Annotated in this window: 10 protein-coding genes; 6 read left to right on the plus strand and 4 right to left on the minus strand. The window is 68.2% G+C overall.

What is annotated here, in order from left to right:
- The first annotated feature begins 319 nt into the window (after window positions 1-319).
- The 6 genes from VGC13_RS19415 to hsdR all read left to right on the plus strand — a co-directional run bounded on the left by VGC13_RS19415 (window position 320) and on the right by hsdR (window position 12,153).
- Window positions 320-655, plus strand: a complete 336-nt coding sequence (locus VGC13_RS19415; RefSeq protein WP_331126941.1) for a PadR family transcriptional regulator — start codon at window positions 320-322, stop codon at window positions 653-655.
- A 768-nt stretch (window positions 656-1,423) separates the two neighbouring features.
- Window positions 1,424-4,099: an ABC transporter permease gene (locus tag VGC13_RS19420; RefSeq protein WP_331126942.1), complete on the plus strand. Its 2,676-nt coding sequence runs from the start codon at window positions 1,424-1,426 to the stop codon at window positions 4,097-4,099.
- Window positions 4,100-5,050: 951 nt separating this feature from the next.
- Entirely contained in the window at window positions 5,051-6,775 is a 1,725-nt protein-coding gene (locus VGC13_RS19425; RefSeq protein WP_331126943.1) for a serine hydrolase domain-containing protein, read from the plus strand.
- A gap of 361 nt (window positions 6,776-7,136) precedes the next feature.
- Window positions 7,137-8,588: an N-6 DNA methylase gene (locus VGC13_RS19430; protein WP_331126944.1), complete on the plus strand. Its 1,452-nt coding sequence runs from the start codon at window positions 7,137-7,139 to the stop codon at window positions 8,586-8,588.
- 14 nt (window positions 8,589-8,602) lie between these two features.
- Window positions 8,603-9,829, plus strand: coding sequence for a restriction endonuclease subunit S (locus VGC13_RS19435; protein ID WP_331126945.1), 1,227 nt, complete (start codon window positions 8,603-8,605; stop codon window positions 9,827-9,829).
- Window positions 9,826-12,153 (plus strand): EcoAI/FtnUII family type I restriction enzme subunit R, encoded by a 2,328-nt coding sequence (gene hsdR / locus VGC13_RS19440; protein WP_331126946.1) that lies wholly within the window; start codon window positions 9,826-9,828, stop codon window positions 12,151-12,153. The genes VGC13_RS19435 and hsdR overlap by 4 nt, the downstream gene beginning before the upstream one ends.
- Window positions 12,154-12,515: 362 nt before the next feature.
- On the opposite strand, the gene VGC13_RS19445 is transcribed toward hsdR, so the two are convergent.
- The 4 genes from VGC13_RS19445 to VGC13_RS19460 form a co-directional block, all read right to left on the minus strand.
- Window positions 12,516-12,857, minus strand: coding sequence for a hypothetical protein (locus VGC13_RS19445; RefSeq protein WP_331126947.1), 342 nt, complete (start codon window positions 12,855-12,857; stop codon window positions 12,516-12,518).
- 331 nt (window positions 12,858-13,188) lie between these two features.
- Window positions 13,189-16,836, minus strand: a complete 3,648-nt coding sequence (locus tag VGC13_RS19450; RefSeq protein WP_331126948.1) for an ABC transporter permease/M1 family aminopeptidase — start codon at window positions 16,834-16,836, stop codon at window positions 13,189-13,191.
- On the minus strand, window positions 16,833-20,495 hold the full coding sequence (locus VGC13_RS19455; RefSeq protein ID WP_331126949.1) for a M1 family aminopeptidase: 3,663 nt from the start codon (window positions 20,493-20,495) through the stop codon (window positions 16,833-16,835). Before VGC13_RS19455 ends, VGC13_RS19450 begins: the two co-directional genes overlap by 4 nt.
- Entirely contained in the window at window positions 20,492-21,403 is a 912-nt protein-coding gene (locus VGC13_RS19460; protein ID WP_331126950.1) for an ABC transporter ATP-binding protein, read from the minus strand. The genes VGC13_RS19455 and VGC13_RS19460 overlap by 4 nt, the downstream gene beginning before the upstream one ends.
- Between the last annotated feature and the right edge of the window lie 72 nt (window positions 21,404-21,475).

Genomic DNA, 21,475 nt, shown 5'->3' on the forward strand with positions numbered 1-21,475 from the left:
CGAGCGTCCGCTGCAGAACGGGCAGGGATCGCTGCTTTCGATTCGCGTTCGAGCCAACTCCACCTCCAGGCAGGAGAGCACCCAATTGCGCCTACCCGAAAGATAATTCGCCAGCGTCACTGAGCAAGGGAGCTGCTACCCACAGAGGCCACAGAGGAGAAAAATCCCCGTGTCCCCCGTGCCCTCGGTGTCATGCCTTTTTCCGGTCGTGAACAGGCGCCTCTCCATCGCTCCTCTTGACAGCGAGGGGAAGGAGACGCATTCTTCCTCTCGACGGCTACAGTAGACAGCTACAGAAGCTCTCTTTCCGGATTCATCGGTGACCGCACGCAATCAGACGGACGCCCTGCGGGGCTCGCTGGACCTGCTGGTGCTGAAGACGCTCTCGCTGGAATCCATGCACGGCTGGGGGATCAGCCAGCGCATTCAGCAGATCTCGGAGGGCGCGCTGGAGGTGAACCAGGGGTCGCTGTACCCCGCCCTGCAGCGGCTGGAAAAGGAGGGGCTGATCACCAGCGACTGGGGGATCAGCGAGAACAACCGCCGTGCGCGCTACTACGCGCTGGCCCCCACCGGCCGCCGCGCCCTGGGCACCGAGGTGGAAAGCTGGCGCCGCTTCGTCGCCGCCATGGACCTGGTCCTCCTGGCTCCCTGACACGGCGGCGCTCCGCGCACCATGCTGGATGAAAACAGGGTTGTCATTCCGAGGCCCGGCCACACCGCACTCGGACGATCACGCCGCGGGTTGCAGGGCCGAGGAATCTACCGTCCGCTCGCGCGAGGCCGGACGCGGCAGCCCGCGCCATCGCTGAGGCGGCGCAAGAGCCAGACGGGGCCAGTTTGGGGCGTCAGTAAGCGCCGCTGAGTGCTTTCCTTTCGCCCGCGAGCGCGGCGCCGGCCGAAGAATCTCTATCTGGGCGGCAGGGTCTTGCGGCCACGCGGGGTTCCCGGGCGATGCCCGGGTAGAGGGCTCCGCGCGAGGGGAGGGAGATTCTTCGGTCGCGCCAACCGGCTCCACGGCTTTCCCGAAAGCCCGGGGTGGGCGCTCCGCTCAGAATGACAGGTGTTTTCCAGGATTTTGTTTAAACCAGGCCTGACCAAACCTGTCATTCTGAGGGAGGCGCCGCGCAGTGCTCTGCCCTTACCCAGGAGCATGGCGCCGACCGAAGAATCTTTATCCGAAGCGGCAGGATCTTTCGGCCACGCGGGTTTCCCGGGCGATGCCCGGGAGAGGGCTCCGCGCGAGGGGAGGGAGATTCTTCGGTCGCGCCAACGGGCTTCGCGGCTCTCCCGAGAGCCCGGGGTGGGCGCTCTCTCAGAATGACAGGTTTTTCCTCGGATTCAGTACAACGGCTCTCCTTCTCCGGATCGGCTGCCCGTTCACCCGTTCACCCGTTCACCCGTTCACCCGTTCACCTTCATGATGCACGCAATACGCGCCCGCCTGCGCCTCCTCTCCCGCGGCGACGCCGAAGCGCGGATGGACGAGGAGCTTCGCTTCCATCTGGAGATGGAGACGGAGAAGAACCTGCGCGCGGGGATGAACCCCGCCGAGGCACGGCGCCAGGCGGTGCTCGCGTTCGGCGGCGTGGAGGGGCACAAGGAAGCGTTGCGCGACGGGCGGACGCTGGCGTGGGCCGGCGGGCTGTCGCTGGACCTCAAGCTGGGCTTTCGCATGCTGCGAAAGTACCCGGGGCTCACGCTGGTGGGCGGGCTGGCCATCGCGTTCGCCATCTGCGTGGGCGCGGGGACGTTCGAGTTCGTGAGCCAGGTGGTGCATCCCACCCTGCCCCTCCCTGACGGCGGGCGCATCGTGGGCATCCGCCACTGGGACGCCCAAGCCGCCGAGCCCGCGCGCCCCTCGCCGCGGGACCTGGACGCGTGGCGCGACGGGGTGCGGACGATCGAGGACGTGGGCGCGTTCCGCGGCTTTCCGCGCAACCTGAGCGCCCCCGGCGTGCAGATGGAGCCCGTGGTGCTGGCGGAGATGAGCGCGTCGGGGTTCCGGGTGGCGCGCGTGCCGCCGCTGCTGGGCCGTACGCTGGTGGACGAGGACGAGCGGCCCGGCGCCACGCCCGTCGTCGTGCTGGGCCACGACCTGTGGCGGCGGCGCTTCGGGGGCGATCCGCGGATCGTGGGGCGCGAGGTGCGCCTGGGTTCCACGGTGCACACGGTGGTGGGCGTGATGCCGCGCGACTTCGGGTTTCCCATCGCGCACGAGATCTGGGCGCCGCTGCCACGGAGCGCGCTGGCGTCCGAATCGGCGGAGGGACCCGGCCTGCGCGTCTTCGGCCGGCTGGCGCCCGGGGCCACGATGGACGAGGCGCAGGCGGAGCTGGCCGCGCTGGGGCGGCGCGCGGCGGCGGACCTGCCGCGGACGCACGCGAACCTGCAGCCCCAGGTGCTGCCGTACGCCACCTCCATCATCGACATGTCGTCGGGCGGGGAAGCGGCGGGGCTGCGGGCCATGAACCTGTTCCTGGTGGCGCTGCTGGTGCTGGTGTGCGGCAACGTGGCGCTGCTGATGTTTGCGCGGGCCGTGTCGCGCGAAGGGGAGATCGTGGTGCGCAACACGCTGGGCGCCAGCCGCGGGCGCATCATCGCGCAATTGTTCGTGGAGGCGCTGGTGCTGGCGGGCGTGGCCGCGGCCGCGGGGCTCGCGGCCACGGACCTGGGGCTGCGCTGGGCGCTCCCCGGCATCGAGGCGGGCGTGACGGAGCTTCCCGGGCTGCCGTTCTGGATCGGCGACCGCGTATCCCCCGCGACGGTGGTGTACGCCGGCGTGCTGACGGTGCTGGCGGCACTGGTGGCGGGCGTGCTTCCCGCGCTGAAGGTGACCCGCGCGCTGGGGACGCGGCTGCGGCGGGCCAGCGCGGGCGGCGGCGGATACCGCTTCGGCGGGGTGTGGACGGCGGTCATCATCGCCCAGGTCGCCGTCACCGTTGTCTTTCCCGCGGCCGCGTTCGTGGCGCAGCGTGAGGCGGAGCGCGGCCAGTCCGCCGACGTGGGCTTCGCCACGGCGCGGTACCTGACCGTGCGGCTGGAGGCGGACCCCGCGCAGGCCGCGGCCGATTCGTCGGGCGCGGCGGCGCGCGCGCGGGCGACGGCGGCGGAGCTGGAGCGGCGGGTGGAGGCCGAGCCCGCCGTGGTGGGCGCCACCTTCGCCGGACACCTGCCGCGGATGGACCATCCGTACCGCGTGATCGAGCTGGACGAAGGCGCCGCGGCGCCGGTGGATCCCGCGCTCGGCGCGCGCTACGCCAGCTACACCTCCGTCGCGCCCGACTACTTCTCCGTCGTGGGCGTGCCGGTGCTGCGGGGCCGCGGCTTCGAGGCCGGCGACCTGGCGCCGGGGGCGCGGACGGTGGTGGTGAACCAGTCGTTCGTGCGGCGCGTGCTGGGCGGTGGCGATCCCATCGGCCGGCGGGTGCGCTACGTCCCCCGCGCGCGGCGGGGCGAGGCCGCGCCCGCCGAGCCGGAGCCATGGCACCAGATCGTGGGCGTGGTGCCGGACCTGGGGATGGACGTGGACCCCGAGGGGTTGTACCACCCCGTGGCGCCCGGCGGCGAGTCGCCGCTGTACATGGCGGTGCACGTGCGGGGCGCGCCGGAGTCGTTCGCCCCCCGCCTGCGCGCCCTGGCCGCCGAGGTCGATCCCACCCTGCAGCTGCACCAGCTGGTGCCCCTGGACCGGGTGGGCGAGGACCGCTTCATGGAGCTGTGGTTCTGGCTCATCGTGCTGGTGAGCTCGGTGGCGCTGCTCCTTTCGCTGGCCGGCATCTACGCGGTCATGGCGTTCACCGTCTCTCTGCGCACGCGGGAGATCGGCATTCGCGTGGCGCTGGGGGCGGATGCGCGGCGGCTGGTGGTGGCCATCTTCCGCCGCCCGCTGGCGCAGGTGGGCTTCGGCATCGCCGCCGGCACCGCCGTCGTCGCCGCCATGCCCTGGATCATGGGGATGGCGCCGCTCTCCGCCCGCGGCATTGTGCTGGTCGCCGGCTACGCGGCGCTGATGACCGCCGTCTGCCTGCTCGCGTGCATCGTCCCTACCCGCCGCGCGTTGCGCGTGGAGCCGATGGAGGCGCTGCGGGCGGAGTGAGGTGCGTGAGTGCGTGAGTGCGTGAGTGCGTGAGTGCGTGAGTGCGTGAGTGCGGGAGTGCGGGAGTGCGGGAGTGCGGGAGTGCGGGAGTGCGGGAGTGCGGGAGTGCGGGAGTGCGGGAGTGCGGGAGTGCGGGAGTGCGGGAGTGCGGGAGTGCGGGAGTGCGAGAGTGCCCGTCGGCGCTGATCGTCCCGGCTCCAGCGGAGTTCGCACGTTGGATAGAAACGCCTGTCATTCCGAGGCCCGGCCACGCTGCGCCTGGACGAGTGCCCCGCAGGTTGCAGGGCTGAGGAATCTACTGTCGGCCCACTGGAGGCCTGACGCGGCAGCCCGCTCCGTCGCCGCGGTGGCGAAACAGCCAGTCAGGGCCGGTCCGGGGCGTTGCGGCAGGCCACGAGGAAACGGAAAGTAGATTCCTCGGTCGCGCGCCAGCACCAGAGATGGCGGAAAGACCGGGGCGGCGCTCCCTCGGAATGACAGATGGGGTGTGCACTGGGTCCAGCGGCTCTCCGCGCACCCTGTTCGATGACAACAGGGACTGTCATTCCGAGGCCCGGCCGCACTGTGCCCGGACGCTCGCGCAGCAGGCTGCAGGGCCGAGGAATCTACTGTCGGCCCACTGGAGGCCTGACGCGGCAGCCCGCACCATCGCCGCGGTGGCGAAACAGCCAGTCAGGGCCGGTCCGGGGCGCCGCGGCAAGCCACGAGGAAACGGAAAGTAGATTCCTCGGTCGCGCGCCAGCACCAGAGGCAGCGGAGAAACCGGGGCGGCGCTCCCTCGGAATGACAGATTGGGGTGTGCGCAGTGTGGCGCTCCCTCAGTCTCAGGAAGACAGATCCAGCACAAAGGTGCAGTACCACCATTACATACGATCCACCGGAGGCCCGCCGCATTGCGCGGTACGCCCCGCATCCCTTCGAATCCCATCCACTCCCTTACAGGAAACATCAATGAATAGAATGCGATCGGCCCTGCTGGGCACCGCGGCCGCGCTGGTGATAGGTGCCTGCGCCACGCCCGCCGGGTCCGGGCCTGTCCCCAGCACCTCGCCCGCGCCACTCGGCACACCTGACGCGAGCGTGCGCGTGGTGGACTCGCTGATGGCGGCGTACGACCGGCCGGGATCGCCGGGCGCCGCGGTACTGGTGTTTCGCGGAGACCGGCAGCTCTTTTCGCGTGGATACGGACGCGCCAACCTGGAGTACGATGCGCCCATCACCCCGCGCACCGTCTTTCACGTGGCGTCCGTCTCCAAGCAGTTCACCGCCTTCGCCATCGCCACGCTGGCCGCGCAGGGAAAGCTTTCGCTGGATGACGACGTTCGCCAGCACCTTCCCGAGCTTCCGGACCTTGGCCAGCGCATCACCCTTCGCAACCTGCTCAGCCACACCAGCGGGATGCGCGACCAGTGGTCGCTGTGGGTGCTGGCCGGCGGGCTGACCGACGACGTGATCCGGCAGGACGACCTGATGCGCCTCATCACCCGCCAGCGCGAGCTGAACTTTGCCCCGGGCGCGGAGTGGGCGTACAGCAACACCGGCTTCACCCTGCTGGCCGAGGTGGTAAAGCGCGTGACGGGCGAGGACTTTGGCCGGTGGATGAAGGCCAACGTCTTCGATCCGCTGGGGATGAACGACACCCAGGTGTACGACGACCACGAGCGCATCGTCCCCGGGCGCGCCTACTCGTACCGCCCCGCGGGGAACGGCTTCGACAAGGCGGTGCTCAGCTACGCCAACGCCGGCGCCACCAGCCTCTTTACCACCACGGAAGACCTGGTGAAGTGGCTGCGAAACCTGGGCAGCGGCCGCGTGGGCGGCGCGGAGGTCGCCCGGATGATGCGCACGCGCGCCCTGCTGAGCCGCGGCGACACCACGGACTACGGCCTGGGCCTGTTCGTCGCCAGGCACCGCGGCCTGGACGTCATCTATCACGGCGGGGCCGATGCCGGATTCCGCTCCATGGTCAGCTACTATCCGGCGCTGGACGCGGGCGTGGTGGTGCTGGGCAACGTGTCGTCGCTGGATGCGGAGGAGACCGCCGACCGCATCGCGGAATCCTTCTTTGCCGCGGACATGCGTCCCGCGCCGGTGCCGGCGCAGGCGGCGGCGCCGGCCGGGCCGTCGGTGTCGGTGGACTCGGCGGTGCTGGACCGGTACACGGGTGACTGGGAGGCGGAGAACGGGGTGGCGATGCGCTTCGAGCGGGCGGGAGACCGCCTGGTCCTGGTCCAGGCGCGCCGCAGGGAGATGCGGGCCCTTTCCGACTCCACGTTCCACCTGGGCGAGCTGGACGCGGGCGTCACCTTTCACCGCGAGAGCGATGGCAGCGTGCGCCGGGCGACGCTGGTGCAGCGGGGCCGGAGCATGTCCGCGCGCCGGGCGGTTCCGTACGTGCCTTCCGCCGCCGAGATGCAGGCGTACACGGGCCGCTACTACAGCCCGGAGCTGGAGACGTTCTACACCGTCGTCCTGCACGACGGGCGGCTCCTGGCCCGGCACCGCCGCCACGGCGACGTGCCGCTCACGCCCAAGCGCGCCAACGTCTTCAAAGGCGGCGAGAGCTGGATCGACACCGTGGAGTTCCACCGCGCCGCCGACGGCACCGTGACCGCCCTGCGCGTCTCCAACGCCAACGGCCGCCTGCGGAACGTCCGCTTCGACAAGCTGGAGTGACCGACAACAGATTGGCTTCACACAGAGTCAGCAGAGTCAACAGAGGGACTCGCACTCTGACGACTCTGCTGACTCTGTGTGAGGCCATTTCTTTTCCAGAATCCGGCACGGGCTTGGTCCTGCATCCGCCTCCAGCGCCGATTGCGCCAGGTATGAACTCGCGCCGCTCACGGTTTCTGGCTGTTTTCTGGTCATGGGCCGGGTTCCAGACTACCAGTTGCCGCTAGGGGCGGGATCGCACTAGTTTACATATGGCCCAACGAGCGGCGGAAGAATCCCCCGGTTTCCGAGTCGCGGCGCAAGACAGTTCCGCAAAGCCTCACCCCTCCTGGTTTCCTGAAAGCCCCGGTTACGCGTTTCCATGTTCGAACAGACCTTCAGAAACATCGACGACGTCCTGTGGAAGGAAGCGGGATGCTCGTCCGAGCTGGACTATACTGAGCAGACGTCCTGGATGCTCTTTCTCAAGTACCTGGACGACCTGGAACGTGCGCGGGCGATGGAGGCCGAGTTGGTCGGCCGGTCGTACGAGTACATCATCGACGAGCCGCACCGGTGGTCGGCGTGGGCAGCGCCCCGTACGGCGGCCGGCGCTTTCGATCAAGACCGAGCGCTGACGGGTGACGATCTGATCGCCTTTGTGAACAACGACCTGTTTCCGTACCTAGAGGGCTTCTGGCGCCGGGCAACGGGGCCCGACACCATCGAGTACAAGATCGGCGAGATCTTTGGCGAGATCCGGAACAAGTTCCGCAGCGGCTACAGTCTGCGCGACGCGCTAGATCTGGTGGATACTCTCCGCTTCGGCTCGCAGAAGGAAAAGCACGAGCTTTCGCAGCTGTACGAGAGCAAGATCGCGCGAATGGGTAACGCCGGGCGCAACGGCGGCGAGTACTACACACCACGGCCGCTCATCCGCGCCATGATCCAGGTGGTGAAGCCGGTCATCGGCGAGCGTGTGTACGACGGCGCGGTGGGCTCGGCGGGGTTCCTGTGCGAGGCGTACGACTATCTGCGCAAGGGCAATCTGACGACGGGGCAGTTGCACACGCTGCAGAATCGCACGTTCTACGGCCGGGAAAAGAAGTCGCTGGCGTACGTCATCGCGATCATGAACATGATCCTGCATGGCATCGAGACGCCCAACATCGTGCACACCAACACGCTCGCGGAGAACCTTTCCGACATCCAGGAGAAGGATCGCTACGACGTGATCCTGGCCAATCCGCCATTCGGCGGAAAAGAGCGGCCGGAGATCCAGAAGAACTTTCCCATCAGGACCGGCGAGACGGCGTTTCTCTTTCTCCAGCACTTCATCAAGTCGCTCAAGGCTGGCGGGCGCGCAGCCATCGTTATCAAGAACACCTTTCTCTCCAACTCCGACAACGCCTCGCGCGCTCTCCGTGAGGAGCTGCTGACAAGTTGTAATCTGCACACGATCCTTGACTGCCCCAGCGGCACGTTCCAAGGCGCAGGCGTAAAGACGGCCGTGCTGTTCTTTGAGAAGGGCGCGCCCACACGAAAGATCTGGTACTACCAGCTCAATCCGGGCCGGAACATGGGCAAGACAAACGCGCTGAACGACAACGACCTGAAGGAATTCGTTAATTTTCAGGCCTCATACCTAGTGTCTGAGCGATCGTGGACGGTCAGGATGGATGATGTAGATCGGGGGACGTTCGATCTCTCGGTTCGTAATCCAACCATGCCCGAGGAAGCGCCTCTTCGCGATCCACAGGACATTCTCGACGAAATCGCGGCGCTGGATGCGGAGAGCGCCAAGATTCTCGCTGGCATTCGAGAGATGGTATGACAATGACTTGGCCGATGAAGAGAATCGCGGATGTGGTCCAGCCAACTGAATCCATCGATCCTGGGCAAACGCCGAACAAGGAATTCGATTACATCGATGTGTCGAGTACGTCGAACAAGACATACCAAGTTGTTTCAACTCAACGCCTGAAAGGACAAGATGCACCAAGCCGGGCGCGTCGCTTAGTTCGGAGTGACGATGTAATTTTTGCAACCATTCGCCCGACACTCCAGCGTCTGGCATTGATCTCGTCTGATCTGGATCAATCTGTTTGCAGTACTGGATATGTTGTGCTACGCCCAGGCCCTTGCGTGAAACCAAAATACCTTTTTTATGCGTTGCTCCGCAATGAATTCAGACATCAAATGGAGCAGCTACAGAAGGGAGCCAGTTATCCAGCCGTTTTGGACAGTGAGGTGAAATCTCATCTATTTCCTGTGCCGCCAATCCCCGAGCAGAAGCGGATCGTCGCGATCCTTGATGAGGCGTTCGCGGGAATCAACGCGGCGATCATGAACGCCGAAATGAACCTCGACAATGGGCGCGTGCTGTTCGAGAGCTATCGAGATTCGGTGTTTGCTCAGAAAGACGAAGGGTGGACAGAGAAGCAATTTGCCGCGATCGCTTCAATAAAGCACGGATACCCTTTCCAGAGTAGATATTTCGTGGAGGATGGGAAGTATGTGCTGCTGACACCTGGGAATTTTTACGAAACAGGTGGTTACCGGGACCGAGGGAACAAGCAAAAATTTTACAACGGCCCCGTACCTGAAGGTTACGTGCTTCAGAAAGGCGACATGCTCTTAGCAATGACGGAGCAAGCGGCCGGCCTTCTCGGAAGCCCGGCAATTGTGCCTGAAGATCAACTCTTTCTACACAATCAACGGCTCGGGCTTGTCGTACCGCATGAAGAGACGCCGTGGTGCAATAGGTTCTTCTTTCATGCATTCAATACGGCTGCATTCCGGCGAAAGGTCCACGATGATGCTTCGGGAGTCAAGGTCCGACACACGTCCCCGAAGAAACTGGGCGATGTGAAGCTAGCGTTTCCACAGAGCCTCGCCCAACAGATAGCCGTTGCGAACAGGCTCGACGAGTGTGCACGTCAGACCTCCGCGTTGGAAGTACTTGGTCAACATAAGCTTTCCGCTCTCGCTGAGTTGAAACAGTCCATCCTTCAGAAGGCCTTTGCGGGCGAACTGACCGCGAACGAGGTGGAGAGGGAGTTGGCTGCGGCATGAACGAAGCCGAGACGCGCGCCGAACTGATCGACCCCGCCCTCCGCGCCGCCGGCTGGGGTGTCGTGGACGCGAGCCGCATTCGGCGCGAGGTCATCACCGCCGGACGGTTGCTAGGTGGGGGACAGCGTGGCAAGAAGGACATCGCGGACTACGTGCTGATGTACCGCGACCACAAGCTGGCCGTCATCGAGGCCAAGAAGCACGACGCACCCGACACCGAGGGCTTGGGACAGGCCAAGCGGTACGCCGAGATGTTGGGCGCGCGCTTCGCCTTCTCCACCAACGGCGTGGGTATCTACCGCGTCGACATGCACACCGGCGCCGAGGGGTACGTGGATGCCTACCCCACGCCGCAGGAGCTCTGGAACGCCACCTTCATCGAGCAGAACGTCTGGCGCGATCGCTTTGCCGATGTGGCTTTCGAGGACCGCGGCGGCGCGTGGGAGGGGCGCTACTACCAGCACAACGCCATCGATGCCGTGCTGGAGGCCATCGCAGGCGGCGATGAGCGCATTCTGCTCACCATGGCCACGGGCACGGGCAAAACGTTCGTCGCCTTTCAACTCGCCTGGAAGCTCTTCCACAGCCGCTGGAACCTGAGCCGGCAGCCCACGCGCCGCCCGCGCATCCTTTTCCTCGCCGACCGCAACATCCTGGCGGACCAGGCCTACAACGCCTTTTCCGCGTTTCCGGAAGATGCACTGGCGCGCATTACCCCGGGCGAGATCAAGAAGAAGGGCAAGGTGCCGAAGAACGCCAGCGTGTTCTTCACCATCTTCCAGACCTTCATGTCGGGCACCGACGCCGCAGGGAACCCCGCCCCCAGCTTTGGCGAGTACCCGCCCGACTTTTTCGACTTCATCGTCATCGACGAGTGCCACCGGGGCGGCGCCAACGACGAGAGCGAATGGCGCGGCATTCTGGACTACTTTGCGCCCGCCGTGCAGCTGGGCCTTACCGCCACGCCTCGGCGCACCGGCAACGCCGACACCTACGCATACTTCGGCGAGCCCGTCTACATGTACTCGCTCAAGGAAGGCATCAACGACGGCTTCCTGACCCCATTCAAGGTCCGGCAGATCTCCACCACTCTGGACGAATACGTCTACACCTCTGACGACCACCTGGTGGACGGCGAGCTGGAGGAAGGGCGGAGGTACGTGGAGAAGGACTTCAACCGCACTATCGAAATCCGGGAGCGGGAGCGGTACCGCGTTGGCCTGTTCATGAGCGCGATTGACCAGCGGCAGAAGACGCTCGTCTTCTGCGCCACGCAGGAGCACGCGCTGCTCGTGCGCGACTTCGTCAACCAGATGAAGACGAGCACCGACCCCAACTACTGCGTGCGCGTCACGGCCAAGGACGCCGAAGAAGGCGAGCGGCAGCTGCGCATCTTCCAGGACAACGAAAAGACCATCCCCACCATCCTTACCACCTCGAAAAAACTCTCCACCGGGGTAGACGCGCGCAACGTGCGCAACATCGTGCTCATGCGGCCAATCAAGTCCATCATGGAGTTCAAGCAGATCATCGGCCGCGGAACCCGGCTGTTCGAGGGCAAGGACCACTTCACCATCTACGACTTCGTAAGGGCGTACCAGCACTTCAACGATCCCGAGTGGGACGGCGAGCCCGCCGAGCCGCCCGAACCCGGCCCCGTTAGGCCCGAACCGCAGGACCCGGACGTGCCACCGGACGGCCCCCCGGATGACGAGCAGAAGAGGCCAAAGCCAAAGCGTGTCCGCATTCGGCTCGCGGACGGCAAGGAGCGCACGATTCAGCACATGGTTTCGACCTCCTTCTGGGGCCCGGACGGCAAGCCGGTTTCCGCCGCCCAGTTCATCGAGCGGCTGTACGGCGACCTTCCCGACCTGTTCCGCGATGAAGAAGAGCTGCGTCGCATCTGGGGCCGTCCCGATACGCGCCGTGCGCTGATGGATGGCCTGGCCGAGAAGGGATACCGCGAAGAGGAGCTGAGGAACGTCGCCGCCATCATCGACGCGGAGGACAGCGATCTGTACGACGTGCTTGCCTACGTCCGCTTTGCCTCCGTGCCCATCACCCGCAGCGAGCGGGTGGCCACGCACCGGGCGCTGATCTTTTCGCGGTACACGGAGCGGCAGCGCGCCTTTCTGGACTTCGTGCTCGACCAGTACGTCCGCGAAGGCGTGGGAGAGCTCGACAAGACCAAGCTTCCCCAGCTGCTCGTGTTGAGATACCACGGTGTGAACGACGCCGTGGCCGAGTTGGGCCCGATCCCCCAGATCTCGGCGCTCTTCACGGAATTCCAGCCGCACCTCTACGAACCCGCCGTCGCCGCGTAAGAGCGCGAGTGTGGTGCTGCTGGATGCAAGCAGGCTCCGAGGTGACCCTCTGGAGCCTGCTCGTTCTCACGCTCCGCCACCGAGCGTGTGACCGCCGCCGCGCTGCGTGGTGTCGCCCTGCGTTGTCGTGGTGCCGGGGGTGCCTCCGCCGCCTCCCAGCGTGTGCCCGCCTCCGTCGTAAGAGGGACCGGCGGGGGAAAGCGGGGTGGGAGCGTCCCCGCTGCACGCGGCGGCGCCTACAACCAGCGCCAAGCCAGCAACGATTCGCTTTACTTTCACGATTGCCTCCGGAATGAGAGTGGGTTTCAGGTAAGGCCCCAATCTACCCGGCGTTTGTGACATGTCACAACTCGACTGTACGTTCAGCTTGCACCGCGCGCCCGCAGAGCATCGGCGATCCGGCGGCGGAACTCTTCACGCCGGTGCTTGCCTTCGTCCGGCGACACACCGAGCAAGCGCCACGCGCGCTCCGCACAGCTATCGGATACCAGCGAGAGAAGATCGAGCACGTCGCCGTCGTAGCTTCGCGGTCCGCTCACCCCCGCGGCTGCGATCTCCTCCGCCGTCGCATCCTCGAACCCCTTCAGGTCGGGGAGCGAATTCCACGCGAGCCCCTCCGCGCGTGCCTGGTCCGGTGGGAGAACGAGCGCGAACGCGGCAATCCATTCTTCATCCGTGAACGTCTTCTCATCGCGCAAAGGCATCGGAAGAACTCCAGAACGCGTGCGGAAACCGGGCGATGGAGCAGTGCAGGCAGTTGCACATTACGCCGCTCCACCTGCTGCCGCTACGGCCATCACATACTCCGAAGGGAGGAACCCCTATGCGCAGGCTACCGAGGTGTCTGTCCCTGTCAGTTGCCTTCGGTGCGGTAGCCGCCTGTTCGGACGAGATACCCGGTCCGGTTACCACCGAACGCCCACATGGCGCTCTCGCCAGGCATATCGCGGCGTTTGCCTCACACAGAGTCATCAGAGTCAGCAGAGGAGCCTGTACTCTGTTGACTCTGCTGACGCTGTGTGAGGCCAATCTTTTTCAGGGTTTCGCAGACCGCGCCACCTCCGCGAGGTTGTCGCCGGCGTCGTCGTCGATCAGCAGGAGGCGGGGGTCGAGGCCGGCGCGGGCGGGCTCGCGCGGCACGGTGACGACGATGCGCTGCGGGCCGGAGCGGATGCGGTGCATGCGCAGGTACAGCGGCGCGCCGCGCCGGGCATCCGCCCCGGCCGCATAGACACCGATCTCTACGAGGTCGTTCATGGGGACCTCCGTCTCCACGCCCGCGGTGTCGACCACCACCTTGCGCGCCTTTACGTCCAGCGTCACCCGCCAGGTGCCGTCCGCGGCCCGCTCCGCCGACGCCCGCTCCGTCTCCAGCTCCCAGTAGGTGTTCCGCTCGAACAGGTCCGCCAGCAGGTACCGCAGCGAATCCGGCGTGACCACCTGGAACTCGCGGTACAGGTCCAGGCTGGTGGCCAGCGGCGGCGCGCCCGACGCGTGCTTGTGCAGCAGGGCGCGCAGGGCGGCGTTCACCCGTGCCTCGCCCACGTACTCGCGCAGCGCGTACATGGCGAAGGGGCCCTTGCGATAGGCCAGGAACCAGTTGTCCGCCCGCAGCAGCGGGACGTCGGCGCGGGCGCGGGGGGCCAGGTACATCTCGCGCATCATCCCCAGGAACCGCCGCAGGTGCGCGTCGCCGTGCGTCCGCTGCACCACGCCCATGGCGCTGTACCACGCCAGGCTCTCGCTGAGCAGCGCGGCGCCCTCCACGTTGGCGGGGATGAGCTGGTTGCCCCACCACTGGTGCGCCACCTCGTGCCCCACCACGGCAAAGGGAAAGTCGATGTCGCGCGGATCGGCATCGGGATTGAAGAGGGCGAACCCCTCCTGGTACCACATGTTGACGGCCGAGCCGTGCAGGCTGTTCCCCTGCCCCGGACGCTCCACCAGCCGGATCTGCCCGTGCGGATACGGCCCGAACTCCCGCGTAAAGTAGTCCAGCGAGGCGCGTACGCTCCGCACCATCCGCTCCGCGTTCCAGGCGTGGCCGGGATGATGAAAAACCTGGATCTCCACCGGCCGCCCCGCGCCCGCCGGCGGCGTCCACCGGCCCGTGTGCACGGCGTAGGCGGCGGAGTAGACGTTGAACTCGGTGCGGATGGGCGCGTCGGTCACGTAGTGGAAGTAGCGGCGGCCGCCTTCCGTCCAGGTGCGGCGCAGCCGGCCCGGCGCCAGCGCCACCTGCCCCGCGTCCGTGCCCACGACCGCTTCGAAGCGGATCCGCTCCGCGCCGCGCAGGTCGTGGCGCGCCGCCACGTCGTACAGCGAGCGGGCGGCGGGGCGCGGGGGCAGGCCGTGCATCCGCCGCTCTCCCGCGTCGCTCAGCTCGCGCTCCGGCTGGTAGCCGATGGCCGGGAGCCACTTCGCCGTCGTGACGTAGGTGCCGTTCGGCGCCACCGACACGTCCACCCCGCCGTTGCTGAAGCCGTGCGGCGCCGACCGCACCGTAAAGCCCAGCCGCAGCGAGTCCCCCGGCTGCAGCGGCGTGGCCAGCGCGTAGATCCGCACGCCCAGCGCCTCGTCCGCCAGCACGCGCGTGGCCGGGCGATCAAAGTCGAGTGCCTCGGTCCGTACGTCCGCGTCGCTGGAAAGGTGGATGGAACCGATCGCCGCCGCGCCGCGGTTCACCAGGACGTAGGTGCCGCGGATCTCCGCCGACCGGCGCGCGGGATGGAGCTCCACGTTCAGGCGGGCGCCGGCGAGCACCGGCTGCGGCATCTCTGCGTACCGCCCGTAGCGCCGCTCGTAGTCCGCGTCGCGCCGCGCCCAGCCGGCGGCGGTGCGGTACTCGTTCCGCACGTTGGTGTTGTAGAAGACGAAGCCGCCCAGCGTCAGGATCAGCCCCATCGCCGCCGCGGCGGCGCCGAGGGCGGGACGGGTCAGGCGGCGGCGCGCCGTCCGCAGGCGCAGCCGCGCGCCCCCTTCCCTGCCCCGCACCCACAGCAGCCGGGCGGCCACCGCCAGCAGCAGCGCCCACGCCGCCCAGTACAGCTTGAACCACACCCACGGCGCCAGCGCCGGCCCAAAGCCGCGCATGTCCGAGTACGCCAGCCCGGGATCGGAGGCGTAGACCAGCAGGTTGTGCTCGATGCCCAGCGACGGCGCGAACGACTTGAACATGCAGACGGCGAGCACGACCCCGTGCGCCACGTACTTCTGGTTCACCACCACGTGCACCGCCACGGCCAGCAGCGCGACGAGCAGGTAGTCCACCAGCTGCGTCCCGAAGAGGATGCGGGCGTAGACGCCGAGCTCGAAGCGGTAGTAGCCCACGCGCGCCTGCACGACCATCGCCGCCGCCATCATCATCCCCTGCAGCGCCACCAGCACCAGGCAGAGTCCCGTCAGCCGGCCGGCGAGCGAGACCCACTCCGGCACCGGCGCCGCGTCGGCGATCTCGCTCAATCCCGCCTCTCGCTCGCGCCACACCAGCTCGCCCGCGTAGAAGACGGTGAGCAGCGTGGCGATCATCCACAGCAGGTCGCCGGGCGTGCCCAGGTAGCCGCTGATGTGCTCGGTGGTGGGACGCAGCGGCACGCCCAGGTGCTCCATCATCTCCGGCCCGGTGACCACCACCATCAGCACCAGCGCCGCGAACACCAGCCCGCCCCAGCTGGTCACCACCGACCGGAACGATTCCCCCGCCACCGCCAGCACCTGCCGCGCCCGCGTCCCCGCGCCGAACACCCGGGGCATCCGCGACATCCGGGGCACCCGCGGCACCGCGATCGGCGTCCGCCGCGCGGATGCCGCCATCACCCCGGCACCGGGGATGGCTTCGACCGCGTCCGCCCGCGGCGCGCGCTTCCACCAGGCACGCGCCGCGTGGTGCGCAAAGCGGAAGCGCACCCAGGTCAGCGCCAGCGCGGCCAGGGCGATCCCCATCCACAGCAGGCGGTTGGTCAGCAGCGAGCCCTCCAGCCCCACCAGCAGCGCGTTCTTCTCCGCGGGCGTGCGGGACTTCGACATCTCCGCCATCACGGTAAAGGCAAAGGGGTCCAGCAGCTTGGCCAGCTCCCACCGCCCCAGCTTGACCGCCAGGAACATCCAGTCGAACAGCATCCCCGCGAACAGCAGCACGGCGCCCACGTAGCTGGCCATGGCCCGCCGGCTGAGCGCCGCCACCGAGAACAGCAGCGCCGTGGTGATGAAGGCGTTCCCCAGCGCCAGGATGGCGTAGGCGCCCAGGTAGGCGGCGGGCCGGAACGGGCCCATCAGCACCGCCTCCGGGCCGGGGACGTACGCGGCGATCAGCAGGGCGATCGGCACGGCCAGCAGGAGCAGCGCGTTCAGCGCGAGCGCGGCCAGGAACCGCCCGCCCAGGTACGCGGACTTGTCGACCGGCGCCGTGTAGACCAGCGGGTGCATCCGCGTCTGCACGTCGCGCGCGGCCGCGTCGCCGGCCAGGGCGGCGGTCACCAGCAGCCCGAACATGCCGCCGAACAGGGTGAGGACGGTGATGACGAACGGCGCGTTGAAGAAGTAGCCGCCCGTGCGTGCGTTGTCGGCGTACCCTTCCGTCGCCAGCCGCCAGGTGATCCCCAGCAGCGCGGCGAAGTACAGCCAGGTGGATGCGCGGCGCAGCTGGCACCCCGCCTCCAGGCGAAAGATCTCCCAGAGCTTCATCGTGCCCTCCAGCGCGCCGACCGCTCCACGATCTCCACCCGAGCCACCTTGACGTCGCGTTCCTGCAGCGCCTCGCGGTGGCGCACGATCAGCTGGTGATACGGGTCGATGCCGGCGCGCGCGGGCCTGCCGGGCACGGTGACGGTGATGGTCTGCTGCCCCGAGCGGACGCGGTGGTGCGCCAGGTAGAGCGGCGCGCCCAGCGCATCGCCGTCCGCCGATTCGCCGAAGACGCCGACCTGCACCAGGTCGCTCATCGGCACCTCGGTGTCGTTGCCGACGCTGTCGGAGCGCAGCTTGGCGGCGTCCACGTCCAGCGTCACACGATACGCGCCGCCGCCGGCCGGCTCGGCGCGGGCGCCGGTGGCGCGCAGGTCCCACAGCGTGATGGTCGCCAGCAGATCGTGCAGCAGGGATTGCAGCGAGTCCGGCGTCACCGCCCGCAGCTCGCGGTACAGGTCCAGCGTGGTCGCGTAGGGCGGGCCCGCGTTGCCGTGCGCCTGCACCAGCCGCCGCAACGCGGTGTTGATGCGCGCCTCGCCCACGTACTCCTGCAGCGTGTACATGGCCACCGCGCCTTTGCCGTAGTGCAGGTAAGCATGATCCGTGGTCAGCAGCATGGGCACCTCGGGGGCGTCGTTGCGTCCGCGCCCGGAAAGGTAGCTCTCGTGCATGGCCAGCATCATCTCGCGTGCGGGGCCGGCGCCGCGGGTGCGCTTCATCACCATCGCGGCGCTGTACTGCGCCAGCGTCTCGGAGAGCATCTGCGAGCCCTGCACGTCGGCCCCCATCACCTGCTGGCCCCACCACAGGTGCCCCAGCTCGTGCGCGGCCAGCATCAGCGCGGGATCGTCGACCGCCTCCCCGTCGCCGGCCTCCGTCCGCGCCGCCGCCATGGGCGAGCTTTCGGAATAGACGATCATCCCCCCGTACGTGCGTGCGCCGCTGGAGTAGCGGGGGATCTCCACCAGCGCCACCTGGCGATGCGGATAGGGGCCGAACTGCGCCGTGAAGTAGTCCAGCGACGTCCGGGTGATGCGGATGATGCGGTCCACGTTCACCGCGTGGTCCGGGTGATGGAGGACGCGGATCTCCACCTCCCGCCCCGTCCGCGGATCCTTCCACGCCCCCTCCCGCACCGCGTACCGGGACGAGAGGACGCTGAAAAAGTCCAGGACCGGCGCCTCGGTGCGGTAGTGGAAGTAGCGCCGCCCGCCCTCCGTCCAGCTGCGCCGCAGCCTCCCCGGCGCCACGGCGGTCTGCTCCCCGCTGGTGCCGATGGTGGCGTCCAGGTGGATGCGGCCCATGCGGGGGATCCGCCTTGCCCGCGCGTCGTGGATGGACGGGCGGATGTCGGCCGGCGGGAGGCGGTGCTCGCGGCGCGCATCCGCGCTGGAAAGCTCGTCGCCGCGCTGGTAGCCGATGGAGGGCAGAATCCAGCTGCCCAGGTTGGTGAACTCGCCCACCATGACGGTGTTCCCCGAAGGCACCTCCCGGTTGCGGAAGCCGCGCGGCGCCACGGCCAGCTCGAAGTCCATCCGCAGCGAGTCGCCCGGCTGCAGCGGCCGCTCCAGCCTGTGGATGCGGTAGCCGTGCACGTCGTCCTCCACCACGCGGCGGGCCGGGCGGTCGAAGCGGATGCCACGCAGGGTGAGCTGCGGGTCCTGGACGACGGACAGGTGGATGGAGTCGATGGGCACGCCCGTCCGGTTCACCAGCCGGTAGGTGGCGCGCACGGTCGCCGTGTTCCGCTCGGGATACAGCTCCACGCGCATCCCGATCCCCGCCAGCGACGGCTGAGGCGCGTGCTCGAACCGCTTGTAGCGCCGCTCGTAGCCGGCGTTCACCGCGTCCCGCTCCCACGCGGTGCGGTACTCGTTGAGCACGTTGGTGTTGTAGAAGACAAACGCGCCCGTCCCCATCACCAGCAGCACCATCGCCGCGGCGCCGGCGGCCACGCGCCGGGTGACGCGGCGCCGCGCCTGCCGCAGTCGCGCGCCGATCCCGCCCTCCGTGCCGCGCACCCACGCCAGCAGCGCGACGATGCACAGCAGCAGCGCCCACGAGGCCCAGTACAGCTTGAAGCGGACGAACGGGGCCAGGAAGGGGCCAAAGCCGTTCAGGTCGGACCAGGGCAGGCCGGGATCGGAGCCGTAGACCAGCAGGTTGTGCTCGATCCCCAGGCTGCGCGCCTGCAGCGTGCCCACGTACAGCAGCACCGCCACCAGGTGCCCGGCGTACTTCTGGTTGACGACCACGTGCGCCAGCAGCGCCAGCACCGCGAACTGCAGCTGCTCCACCAGTTGCACCCCGAACAGCATCTTCAGGTACAGCCCGGGCTGAAACGCGTACCACCCCTGCATGGCCTGCCCCGTGATCCCCGACGCCATCAGCACCGCGTGCAGCACCACCAGCATCCCCGCCAGCGCGATGAGCTTGCCCGCGAGCGGCACCCAGTCCGGCACCGGCGCGGAGTCGCCCAGCTTCTCGATCCCCGCCTCCCGCTCGCGCCACACCAGCTCGCCCGCGTAGAACACGGTGAGCACGGCGACGATCGTCGGCAGGCCCTGGCTGGTAAGCCCGGTGACCATGGAGCGGGTCAGCGGCCAGAACAGCATCCCGCCAAAGATCCACACGTCGGCGATGCTGATGAGCGCAAAGACGAACAGCCCGACGCTGATCAGCAGAAAGTCGCGGCTCCCCACGACCTGCCGGAACCCGATGCGCGCCGTCTCCATCACCTGCACCCCATGCGTCCGCGCGCCGAACGCCCGCGGCACGCGCGGCACCGCCACGCTGGGTCCCCGGACGATGGCACCCCGCGAAGGCGCGGCCTCGGCCTCGGGCTGACGCGCGGCGCGGCGGCGGGCGGCGGGCGCGGCGTGCATCAGGCGGAAGCGGCGCAGGGCCAGGGCGAGCATCGCCGCCGCCACCGCGATCCAGAGCAGCCGGTTCCACAGCAGCAGCCCCTCCAGCCGCAGCATGGACGTGTTCAGCTCCACGCGCGTCCAGCCGCCCGTCTGCCGCTGCATCGCCACCGCGCCGGTGGGGTCCACCATCGCCCACACCGTCCCACCGCTCCGCTGCCCCACGATCATGGCGAACATGTACGCCACCGTCAGCGCCAGCGCGCCCAGGTAGCCGGGCAGGCTGCGCCGCGTCAGCAGCGCGATGCCAAAGAGCACCGCCCCGTTCACCAGCAGGTTGGGGAGCAGAAACACCAGGTACGGCATCACGTACGCATCCAGCCGCACCGTCCCCAGCTCCTCCGGCTTCATCCCCGCCATCCCCGCGCCCAGCACAAGGCCGACCGGGACCAGGAGGAGCAGGATCGCGTTCACCAGCAGCGAGCCGGCGAAGCGCCCGCCCAGGTACTCGCGCCCGCGCAGCGGCGTGGTGTAGAACAGCGGCTCCATCCGCCAGCGCGGGTCGCGCTGCGCCGCGTCCACGAACAGGCCGGCGGTAACCAGCGTGGCCATGATCCCCACGGCCAGCGTGGAGCCGGCGGCGTTGACGGGCGCGTGGTACCGCGTGATCCCCAGGTCCACGGCGTCGGCGCGCAGCAGCGCCAGCGCGAACACCAGCCCCAGGTAGAACCAGGTGGACGGCTGCCGCAGCCGGTGCCCGGCCTCGAAGCGAAAGATCTCGCGGAACCTCATCCCGCCACCGCCGGCTCGAGAGCCTCGGCCCGCCGCGCGTCCAGCCCCGCCATCGTGCAGAAGTACACGTCCTCCAGGTCCGCCTCCACCGCGTCGAACCCCGCGCCGGGATGTGTCTCGCTGTGCACGTGCACCACCGTGCGCCCCGCCAGAAGTTTGGTCGAGATCACCGCGTGCTCCCGCTCCACCCGCGGCAGCTCGTCGCGCGCGATCACCCGCCGCCAGATGCGCCCCTGCAGCGCGTCCACCGCCCGCAGCGGCTCCGCCTCCAGCAGGATGCGCCCCCGGTCGATGATGGCCATGCGCGTGCACAGCTCGCTCACGTCCTCCACGATGTGCGTGCTGAGGATGACGACGCTGTTCTCCCCCAGCTCGCTGAGCAGGTTGAGGAAGCGCACGCGCTCCGCCGGGTCCAGCCCCGCCGTGGGCTCGTCCACGATCAGCAGCCTGGGATCGCCCAGCAGCGCCACCGCCACGCCGAAGCGCTGGCGCATTCCGCCCGAGTAGCCGCCCAGCTTCTTCTTGCGCACGTCGTACAGGTTGGTCTGGTGCAGCAGCGCGTCCACCACCTCGCGGCGCGCGCGGCGGTCCGTGATCCCCTTGAGCACCGCGAAGTGCTCCAGCAGCCGCTCCGCGCTCACGTTGGGATACACGCCGAACTCCTGCGGCAGGTAGCCCAGCGTTTCGCGCACCCGGTCCTTCTGCCGCACCACGTCGATGTCGCCCAGGTGGATGGTGCCCGCGTCCGGCTCCTGCAGCGTGGCCAGGGTGCGCATCAGCGTGGACTTGCCGGCGCCGTTGGGCCCCAGCAGCCCGAACATCCCCTGGGGAATGGCGAGCGTGACGTCCGTCAGGGCGCGCACGCCGTTGGAATACGACTTGGAGAGACTGCGGATCTGGAGGTCCATGGGGATACCAAAGGGCAAGGGGGTCCATGGCGCCTTTCTGGTGAAAGACGCCCGGAAAACGTTCAGGATTGA

This window comes from Longimicrobium sp., from assembly GCF_036399255.1.
Lineage (GTDB): Bacteria > Gemmatimonadota > Gemmatimonadetes > Longimicrobiales > Longimicrobiaceae > Longimicrobium.

Bases quoted from the DNA above. Each gene is read 5' to 3' on its own strand.
- VGC13_RS19420 (WP_331126942.1), top strand. From the start codon at position 1,424: ATGCACGCAATACGCGCCCGCCTGCGCCTCCTCTCCCGCGGCGACGCC.
- VGC13_RS19430 (WP_331126944.1), top strand. From the start codon at position 7,137: ATGTTCGAACAGACCTTCAGAAACATCGACGACGTCCTGTGGAAGGAA.
- VGC13_RS19425 (WP_331126943.1), top strand. From the start codon at position 5,051: ATGAATAGAATGCGATCGGCCCTGCTGGGCACCGCGGCCGCGCTGGTG.
- VGC13_RS19435 (WP_331126945.1), top strand. From the start codon at position 8,603: ATGAAGAGAATCGCGGATGTGGTCCAGCCAACTGAATCCATCGATCCT.
- VGC13_RS19455 (WP_331126949.1), bottom strand. From the start codon at position 20,495: ATGAGGTTCCGCGAGATCTTTCGCTTCGAGGCCGGGCACCGGCTGCGG.
- VGC13_RS19445 (WP_331126947.1), bottom strand. From the start codon at position 12,857: ATGCCTTTGCGCGATGAGAAGACGTTCACGGATGAAGAATGGATTGCC.
- VGC13_RS19460 (WP_331126950.1), bottom strand. From the start codon at position 21,403: ATGGACCTCCAGATCCGCAGTCTCTCCAAGTCGTATTCCAACGGCGTG.
- VGC13_RS19450 (WP_331126948.1), bottom strand. From the start codon at position 16,836: ATGAAGCTCTGGGAGATCTTTCGCCTGGAGGCGGGGTGCCAGCTGCGC.
- hsdR (WP_331126946.1), top strand. From the start codon at position 9,826: ATGAACGAAGCCGAGACGCGCGCCGAACTGATCGACCCCGCCCTCCGC.